Below are 7,697 nucleotides of genomic sequence, written 5' to 3'. Positions count from 1 at the left end.
ATTCGGCAAACGATCTCACTCATCGCACTGTCATTTGGGTTGTAGTTCGGATCGTTCGGAACGAACGCCTCATCAAGAACACGCAGCCCCATCATCTCCGAAACAATCCAAAGCTTGCCGAACCCAAACCCACCCGAAGCACTGGCACCGCGAACCTGGATGCCACGAAGCACCGGAGCGCCATCACGCTTCGAGAGGCCGTAACAGTATGGTGCGACCACGCGCAGCCGATCGTGGTAGCGAAACTCCAGTAGCACCCGCTTTTGAATGGCTTCGCAGATTAGGGCGCGCGAGGGCATCTTTGTCGGCATGGGCGGTGCCTGGGTAATAGTCAGACCACTTGTGTACAAGTGTTGCCATTATTACCCACTGTGAGGCTCGGAGCCTTCAATAGCCGCTCCTCTTCCCCCGCCCAATCCGCCGCGAGAACGGGATCCTGACGCTCTTCGCCTGATCCGCCTTCATCTGCAGCGCCATTCCGATGATCTCGCAGTAGTACTCGGCTTGCGAGAACCCATGGCGAAGGAGCAATCCACCAATGCTCAATCCGAGCAGTAGCGAAGCACCAATCAACGCCAAGCTTTTCAGTGTCCAGCCGTTGACGATGGGTTCGTATGCCGCGATCACCGCCATTCCGAGCGTCCCAATGCCGACTAGCGACGTGCGGAGTCCGTCGCCCCCGCCGATCAGTTCTAACTTAGAAGCGGCTTTTTTCGATTCGAGCGATAGCCGCCCGCGTGCAAGTTCCAGCACTACCGCGTCGAAGCGTGCCAGCGCGTCAATGAGAGCGGAATCGCGATCCATCGCTTCGGGGATTCGATCGATAAATTGCAGAAACGGGTGGCGCATGGTCCGAATGGACTCGACAACTATTAACAATGCGCCTGCTGCAAACAGAAGAAAGGCCAGAATGATCAGTGACGGGGCAAGTAGGCCGCCACCCCGGCGAAGCGCCTCTCCAGTAACAGCCACGACACCCGCCATGAAGATCATCGATACCGACAGTCGCTCGAGCTTGGTCGGAACATACTTGGGCCTCTTATAGGCTTCTGAATGATCCCTGAGCAGCCGCAGAACCTCTTTGACGCCTAACCAGCGAGAGCTGCTATCCATACGCCTAGTCTCCTTACCATTGCTCCCATGAACTGCCCCTGCATCCTACGACCCAGCCTGCCCGGGTAGTAGTTGCACACACATTGCACCAACCCACCCCATCTCTCACAATCCCCTCTTCTCCTTTCCTGCCCCAGCGCCAGCCCAAAAAGCATGACCAAAACGCCCCCCGAGGTAAGCGACCAACTCAATTCCCCGAGCTTCCTCCTCCCGGTCGAAGACACCAACTTCCTGCTCCGCGACGAGATGCGAGCTGTGCGGTTCGCGCTGGAGTACGCCAAGGCGGATCTGCTGCTACGAGACTGGGGTGTGCGATCCACCATCATCGTCTTCGGGAGCGCCAGAGTGCCGTCGCCGGAGCGAGTGGAGTCGTGGCGGCAAGCAGCGGCGAAGCCAGATGAAAAGGAAGTGCAACGGATGGAGCGGCAGCTCCGCTGGTACGAGGCCGCGAGAGAGTTTGGGCGGATTGCGAGTGAGCGAGGCGGAGCGAAGGCGCCGAGGGATCGTTGGCGAGACAACGTCATCGCGACCGGCGGTGGCCCGGGCATCATGGAGGCAGCGAACCGCGGCGCGCAGGAAGCTAACGCTCCGACCATCGGCTTCAACATTACGCTGCCGCACGAACAGCTGCCGAATCGCTACACCACGCCGGAGCTGACGTTTCGATTCCACTACTTCGCGATGCGTAAGATGCACTTAGCCATGCGCGCCAATGCGTTGGTGGTGTTCCCAGGCGGCTTCGGCACGATGGATGAGTTGTTCGAGTTGCTGACGCTACGTCAGACAGGCAAGGCGCCTGCTATTCCCATCGTGATGTTCGACAGTAGCTACTGGCAGCGACTGCTAAATCTGGACGTGCTGTTGGAAGAATCGATGATCAGTCCGGACGATTTGCACTTGTTCAATTACGCCGATTCCGCCGAGGACATCTGGCGCATCCTGGTCGAACGCGGCCTGCGTACATCCTAGAGGCACCCGTGAATCATCGAGCTCGTCCGTTGCGTTGGCTGCTGATTGCCGTCTCACTAATGCTCGCCACCGGCTGTGCGCTGCTCGCTGCAAAAGAGCTCGACACGCAGTACGGCACACCGAGCGCCAAAGAGTTCACGCCGGCGGCGAACTCGGTGCCAGTCTCCTACGAAAAAGACATCCGTCCATTGATGGAGAACCGCTGCCTCGTCTGCCATGGCTGCTACGACGCGCCCTGCCAACTAAAGCTCGACTCCTACGAAGGCATTCTGCGCGGTGGCAGTAAAGAGCGCGTGTATCACTCCGCTCGACTCACACCCGCAGCAACGTCGCGATTGTTCGAGGACGCACAGACCACGGCGCAGTGGCGCGAGCGCGGCTTTCATGCAGTGATCAACGAGCGTCGTGACGACAGCGATGCCAATCTGCAGGCCGGCTTGCTCGCCCGCGTACTCGATCTCAAGCAACAGAATCCGATGCCTGACGGCAAGACCTTGCCAAACAGTTTCGACTTCTCACTCGGCCGCGCCGAGCAATGCCCGAGAATCGAAGAGTTCCAAACATTCGCCGACAAATTTCCGCAATGGGGCATGCCGTATGGCCTGCCGGCGCTCAGCGACAAAGAACACGGCAAACTCGTCGGCTGGTTGGCGGCGGGAGCGCCGGCCACTGGGCTCGCGCCGCTCAGCGATACGCAAAGCAAAGAACTCACGTACTGGGAAACGCTGTTCAACGGCGACAGCTTGAAGCACCAGCTTGCTGCACGTTACGTATACGAGCACTTGTATCTGGCGCACATCTACTTCGAAGACAAAGGCACGGATACCGTGTTCTTCAAAGTGGTTCGCTCGCGCACGCCGCCCGGCCAACCCATCGATATGATCAGCACGCGTCGCCCTTACGACGATCCCGGCGTATCGCGCGTGTACTACCGGCTGTGGCGCGATCCCGCGAGCATCGTCGCCAAGACGCATATGCCTTATTTATTGACCGCTGCACGTCGCGACCTGTGGCGTAAGTGGTTCATCGATACTGAGTACACCGTCGACTCGCTGCCCGGTTATGACGCGCGCAGCGCATCCAACCCGTTCGCCACCTTTCAACGTATTCCTTATCGCTCGCGTTACAGCTTCCTGCTCGATGAAGCGCAGTTCACCATCATGAACTTCATCAAGGGGCCGGTGTGCCGAGGTAACGTCGCGCTGGACGTGATTCAAGACCGGTTCTGGGTGTTCTTCACATCGCCGGAGTCGGCCGTCGGTCCGGAGTTCTCCGAGTTCCTGGCGAGCCAAGGCGAGAACTTGAAACTACCGGCAGGCGTTGAGAGCGGGCTGTGGTCGGTGACGCATTGGCTCAGCTACGCCGGCGCGCAGCGTCGCTATGTTCAGGCCAAGGGAGATTTCATTCGCGCCAACGCCGAAGCGTTGCAAGCCGCCGGACTCAACACATTCTGGAACGGCGAAGGACGCAATCGGAATGCCGCGCTGACTGTGTTTCGCCACTACGACAGTGCCACTGTCGTGCAGGGACTGGTAGGCACGCAGCCGCAGACTGCATGGCTCATCGACTATCCCATTCTCGAGCGCATTCACTACCTGCTGGTCGCCGGCTTCGACGTGTACGGCACAGCTTCGCATCAAGCGATGACACGCATGTACATGGACTTCCTGCGCATGGAATCGGAAATGAACTTCGTCGGCTTCCTGCCGATCGACACCCGAAAAGCTGAGATCGATCAGTGGTACCGCGGCGCTGAGAACGACGTGCGCGACTATCTCAATGCGTACTTCGAACGCCAAGCGCTGCTGCCACCGTTCAAGACCACCACCGACGATCCGAAGGGTGAGTTATTCACCGCGCTCCGCAAACGCATGACGCCCATCCTCAATCGAAGCAACGACCTGTCGAGCTCCCGCTTGTCGGCTCGTAGCATCGCGGCCCTCAAAGAACTAGATAGCTTGCGTGGAGTTGCGGCATCCATCGTGCCGCAAGTGACGTTGATCCACGTCAAAGATCGCGGCCTGCTGACTTTGACCAGTAACAGCGCTTACACCAACATTGCGTCGATGTTCGGCGAAGCGGATCGCCGGCTGGTGGCGGAAGACAGTGTGACGTTGGCCAACGGCGTCATCGGCGCCTACCCAAACGTGTTTCTCGACGTGAGCGAATCGGATCTGCCCGAGCTCGTGTCCCGCATTCAAAAACTACGCAGCGAAGCCGACTACAGCGAGCTGTTGGACCGCTTCGGCGTCCGCCGCACCGACCCGCGCTTCTGGCCGCTGAGCGATCAGGTGCTTAGTTCGTATCGACGCACGGAACCGCTCACCGCCGGCGTACTCGACTACAGTCGTTACGACAATCGGTGAACGGCCCGATGAAGATCGGCGCGTCTTCGTCCGGTGATGACGTCGGTGAACGGCGGCCGATAGTCGACCAACTGGTAGCTTCGCTGGTAGGCAACTCCAGCTCTCGAGGAATGCGAATCGCCTGATTGCGGCCGTTCTTAAAGATTCGGACGTGACGAGCGCTCATAGCGAGGCCTCCTTAGCATATGCCTTGGCATCTGCTGGCGGCGATCCAATCGGAATGCAAGGCCCCAGGCATCCGTAGCTCACAACCTATTGATTTAACTGGCCATAGCTCAGAGAGTTTCGCTAGACCACATGCCACAACAGATAGCCGATCACGCCGAGGACCAAAATCGTGATGGCTGTCACGATCAGCCATCACGACAACTTCAGCTCAAGCACCGACTCGAGCCCCTGATGCAGCCCCACCAGCGCCGGCACTTTGCGAATCGCGAGTAACGTGCCGTCGATGTAGGGTTCGGAGTGGCTGACGGCTTCGTGTTTGATGGTGAGGCGTTCCTGGGAACGACCGAACAGCACTTCAAAACCGAACACCAGGCCGGGCAGGCGAACGGCATGAACCTGTGTGCCTTGGACGGTGGCGCCACGAGAGCGAGTGTCGCCAACGAACGCATCCGGTGCGATGGCTTGGTCCTGTGGTCCCTGCTGTGACAGCCTGTGAGCAAGCTCACGCGCGGTGCCGCTGATCGCATCGATCTTGCCGTCGTAAGCGTATTCGATGATTTCCCAGCTCTTGATGTAGCGCGCCGCCGCCACGGCGAACACCTGAGCCAGAACCGCCGTCAGAGCGAAATTGCCGTGCAAGAGCCCGACACGACGAGTCCGAGCTTCAGTATCGAGCTCTGCGAACTGCTCCGCAGTGATACCTGAGCTGCCGATCACGACGTGCTTTCCGGCGCGTACAGCGGCCTGAGCATTGCTCAGCGCAGCAGTGGCTGAGGTGTAATCGACGAGCACGTCGAAGGAGTCCTTGGCGACTGCCTCCGCAACGGACGACCGAATCTCCACGGAAGACTCACCGCCGAGGACATCGCCAACCGTGCGACCAGCAGCGCTACGCGAAACAGCGGAGGTAAGAGTCAGATCCTCCTGTGCAAGGATCGCGGAGGTGAGCAGCTTTCCCACATCGCCGGTGACTCCGGCTACGCATACACGGATCGACATCGGGACTACCTTGGCGCGAAGACGCGACGGAACAGAGGGCCGAACGCTAGTTTACCTCGTCAGCCCAGCGGCAGCGTCAGGATCCAAAGCCCCAGCAGGGTGTAAGTGACCATCAAGATCAGCAGTGGCAGTTGACTGAGTAGCAAGCGGCCTCGGCCAGGGAAGATGCGCAAGGCTTCGTAATGCGCCAACACCACGCTGATGACGTGTCCCAGTAAAACCACGCCCACTTGCGTATGCCACACGACACCCATTGCCAATGCCCCGGCTGGCGGCCCCTCCAGCGGAATCGTGGGCATCGCGGCTTGGGAGCCGAACAGAGGGGCGAGCAACTTCGGCAGCTCGCGGAACTGCACGACCAGAAAAGTGTAGTAGTGGGCGAAGTGGTAAACGAATGCGATCGGCACCAGCGAATACGTGAACCGGAGCGCCAACTCTCGCAATGACAGCGACGAGCGCGTGATCAGCTTAGTCACGAGCAGCGTCGCAAAGAAAAAGATCAGATACAGGAACGGAAATACCAGCAGCCCGACCTGGCGGTAGATCAGAAACAAATCCATCAACATGAGCTGCGCCTTGCCGAGATCTTCGCCCCACAGAGGCTGCAGCAGACCGAGCATGTTCTTCCAGAACAGCGCGGTCCAAAGCTGCGTGTCGTAGATGCCGTCGTAAGCCGTCGAGGACAGCATGAACAACACGAACAACAACACGCTCACATGACGCGGCCGATTGCTGAGCAACCCCGAGAACGGGCGGCGATAACGAACGTCATGAACGCTGCCATCGTCGTTGCGCGAGTACAGCACCGGCGCCATCTTGCCAAGGATGCTGAAAAACACGCTGAAGACGTCGGCTTGCTCGAACCAATCGCGCTTACCGAATACTGCAACGCCGAGCAACGTCATCGCGCTGTAAGCCAGCAGCAGTTTCGACAACGCCATCGGCGTCTGCATCACGAACAGTTCGACCCAGATCAGTGCCAGGTAACACAGGAACGCCGGCCAGCAGCCCAGCGATTGCGGATAACGTACGCGCGCCGTCGACAGCGGCACGCCTAGTCGCTCCAGCCCTGCGACAAGGGTCAGCCACGGATTGATGAATGGATACAGATCGCCGATCAAGGCGGTGAGATAACTCCAGCCGAGCAGGAACACCACCCAGAACAGAGTTAGCGAACCATTGGCCGCCGGATCTTCGCTGCCGACGAAGCCGCCGATGATCGTCACCGACAATGCGATGACCGCGCCCGCTCTTAGCAGAGCTAACAGGCAACGCGCTGCGCGGCGCGCGCCAACGCCCACATCGAATGGCGTCGATTGAGCGACTTGCTCGGTCGCTGCCGACCCGCTCACGAACACACCGAGTACCGCAAAAGTGACGATCAGCGTGGCCACGCAACCATACACATACATCCAGTACGGAATGGGCAGCACATAAGGGGTACTGAACGAATGCGCCGAGGCGAGGATTGGCAGCGCTGTGAGCAGACACGCAACGGCTGAGCATCGAAGCCACCCAGCCTTCATCGAGGCTGCACCTCGAGAATGGCCAGATGAATCATCAAATTCTGCGGATCGTGCCAATGAATCGGAAAGGCGCCGGCAGTCGTGGCTTCCAGCGTCAACGTCACTTCGCTGCCGGGGACGAGCGGAACACTACGGTCGTATACATGGAGATGCAGCGAGCCAGGCTGCGTCGACGTTGCCACCAGCGTGACAGTGTCGCCCTGATTGGCTTTGAACACCGGCACCCCACTCTGCGCCCGCGCCGTTAGTGTGTCCGCATCCCCAGAGATATCGATGCGAAACGTATGCGCTACTGGCGCGCTCGAGCCCTCCTTAGACGACTCGCGCAATATCCAATACATGCCGGCCAATAACAGCAACGAAAGCGCAATCGAAATGACAGCAGCGCGATTTCGCCGGGGTTGCGCTTCAACCGTTGCCATCATGAGCTCATGTTACGGGCAGCCATGCTTCGGGCTCACTATTCCATAGCAGGTTTCCGGCTCGGCAAACAGAGGATTACGCGAAGTCACCGGCACGTCACGATACGACCGCCTGGTACCGCCCGAAGGCCTCC

Annotated in this window: 7 protein-coding genes and 1 pseudogene; 2 read left to right on the top strand and 6 right to left on the bottom strand. The window is 59.3% G+C overall.

Annotated elements, in window-relative coordinates; translation table 11 throughout:
• Together JNL55_RS24960 and JNL55_RS24955 are read right to left on the bottom strand one after the other, a co-directional pair.
• A partial coding sequence (locus tag JNL55_RS24960) for a hypothetical protein (RefSeq protein WP_293860678.1) occupies nucleotides 1–311 on the bottom strand: 311 nt, incomplete at its 3' end.
• A 76-nt stretch (nucleotides 312–387) separates the two neighbouring features.
• The gene (locus JNL55_RS24955; RefSeq protein WP_293860675.1) at nucleotides 388–1,113 is read right to left on the bottom strand and encodes a hypothetical protein; all 726 of its coding nucleotides are present in this window, start codon (nucleotides 1,111–1,113) and stop codon (nucleotides 388–390) included.
• 153 nt (nucleotides 1,114–1,266) lie between these two features.
• On the opposite strand from JNL55_RS24955, the gene JNL55_RS24950 reads away from it, so the two are divergent.
• Both JNL55_RS24950 and JNL55_RS24945 read left to right on the top strand, forming a co-directional pair.
• Nucleotides 1,267–2,082 carry a TIGR00730 family Rossman fold protein gene (locus tag JNL55_RS24950; protein ID WP_293860672.1) on the top strand — a complete coding sequence of 272 codons (816 nt, stop codon included), beginning with the start codon at nucleotides 1,267–1,269 and terminating at the stop codon, nucleotides 2,080–2,082.
• Between the two features lie 8 nt (nucleotides 2,083–2,090).
• On the top strand, nucleotides 2,091–4,448 hold the full coding sequence (locus JNL55_RS24945; RefSeq protein ID WP_293860669.1) for a fatty acid cis/trans isomerase: 2,358 nt from the start codon (nucleotides 2,091–2,093) through the stop codon (nucleotides 4,446–4,448).
• A 76-nt stretch (nucleotides 4,449–4,524) separates the two neighbouring features.
• Here the strand turns inward: JNL55_RS24945 and JNL55_RS37515 are convergent.
• The 4 genes and pseudogenes from JNL55_RS37515 to JNL55_RS24930 form a co-directional block, all read right to left on the bottom strand.
• Nucleotides 4,525–4,614, bottom strand: a pseudogene (locus tag JNL55_RS37515) (antitoxin); the annotation flags it as partial.
• Nucleotides 4,615–4,808: 194 nt separating this feature from the next.
• On the bottom strand, nucleotides 4,809–5,615 hold the full coding sequence (gene dapB, locus JNL55_RS24940) for a 4-hydroxy-tetrahydrodipicolinate reductase (RefSeq protein ID WP_293860666.1): 807 nt from the start codon (nucleotides 5,613–5,615) through the stop codon (nucleotides 4,809–4,811).
• Nucleotides 5,616–5,674: 59 nt separating this feature from the next.
• Nucleotides 5,675–7,048 (bottom strand): hypothetical protein, encoded by a 1,374-nt coding sequence (locus JNL55_RS24935; protein ID WP_293860663.1) that lies wholly within the window; start codon nucleotides 7,046–7,048, stop codon nucleotides 5,675–5,677.
• A gap of 89 nt (nucleotides 7,049–7,137) precedes the next feature.
• Nucleotides 7,138–7,566 (bottom strand): hypothetical protein, encoded by a 429-nt coding sequence (locus JNL55_RS24930; protein WP_293860660.1) that lies wholly within the window; start codon nucleotides 7,564–7,566, stop codon nucleotides 7,138–7,140.
• Nucleotides 7,567–7,697 lie beyond the last annotated feature (131 nt).

This window comes from Steroidobacter sp. (genome assembly GCF_016790065.1).
GTDB lineage: Bacteria > Pseudomonadota > Gammaproteobacteria > Steroidobacterales > Steroidobacteraceae > Steroidobacter.
Note: the sequence above shows the minus strand (reverse complement) of the source record. Positions and strands in the feature narration are given on the sequence as shown.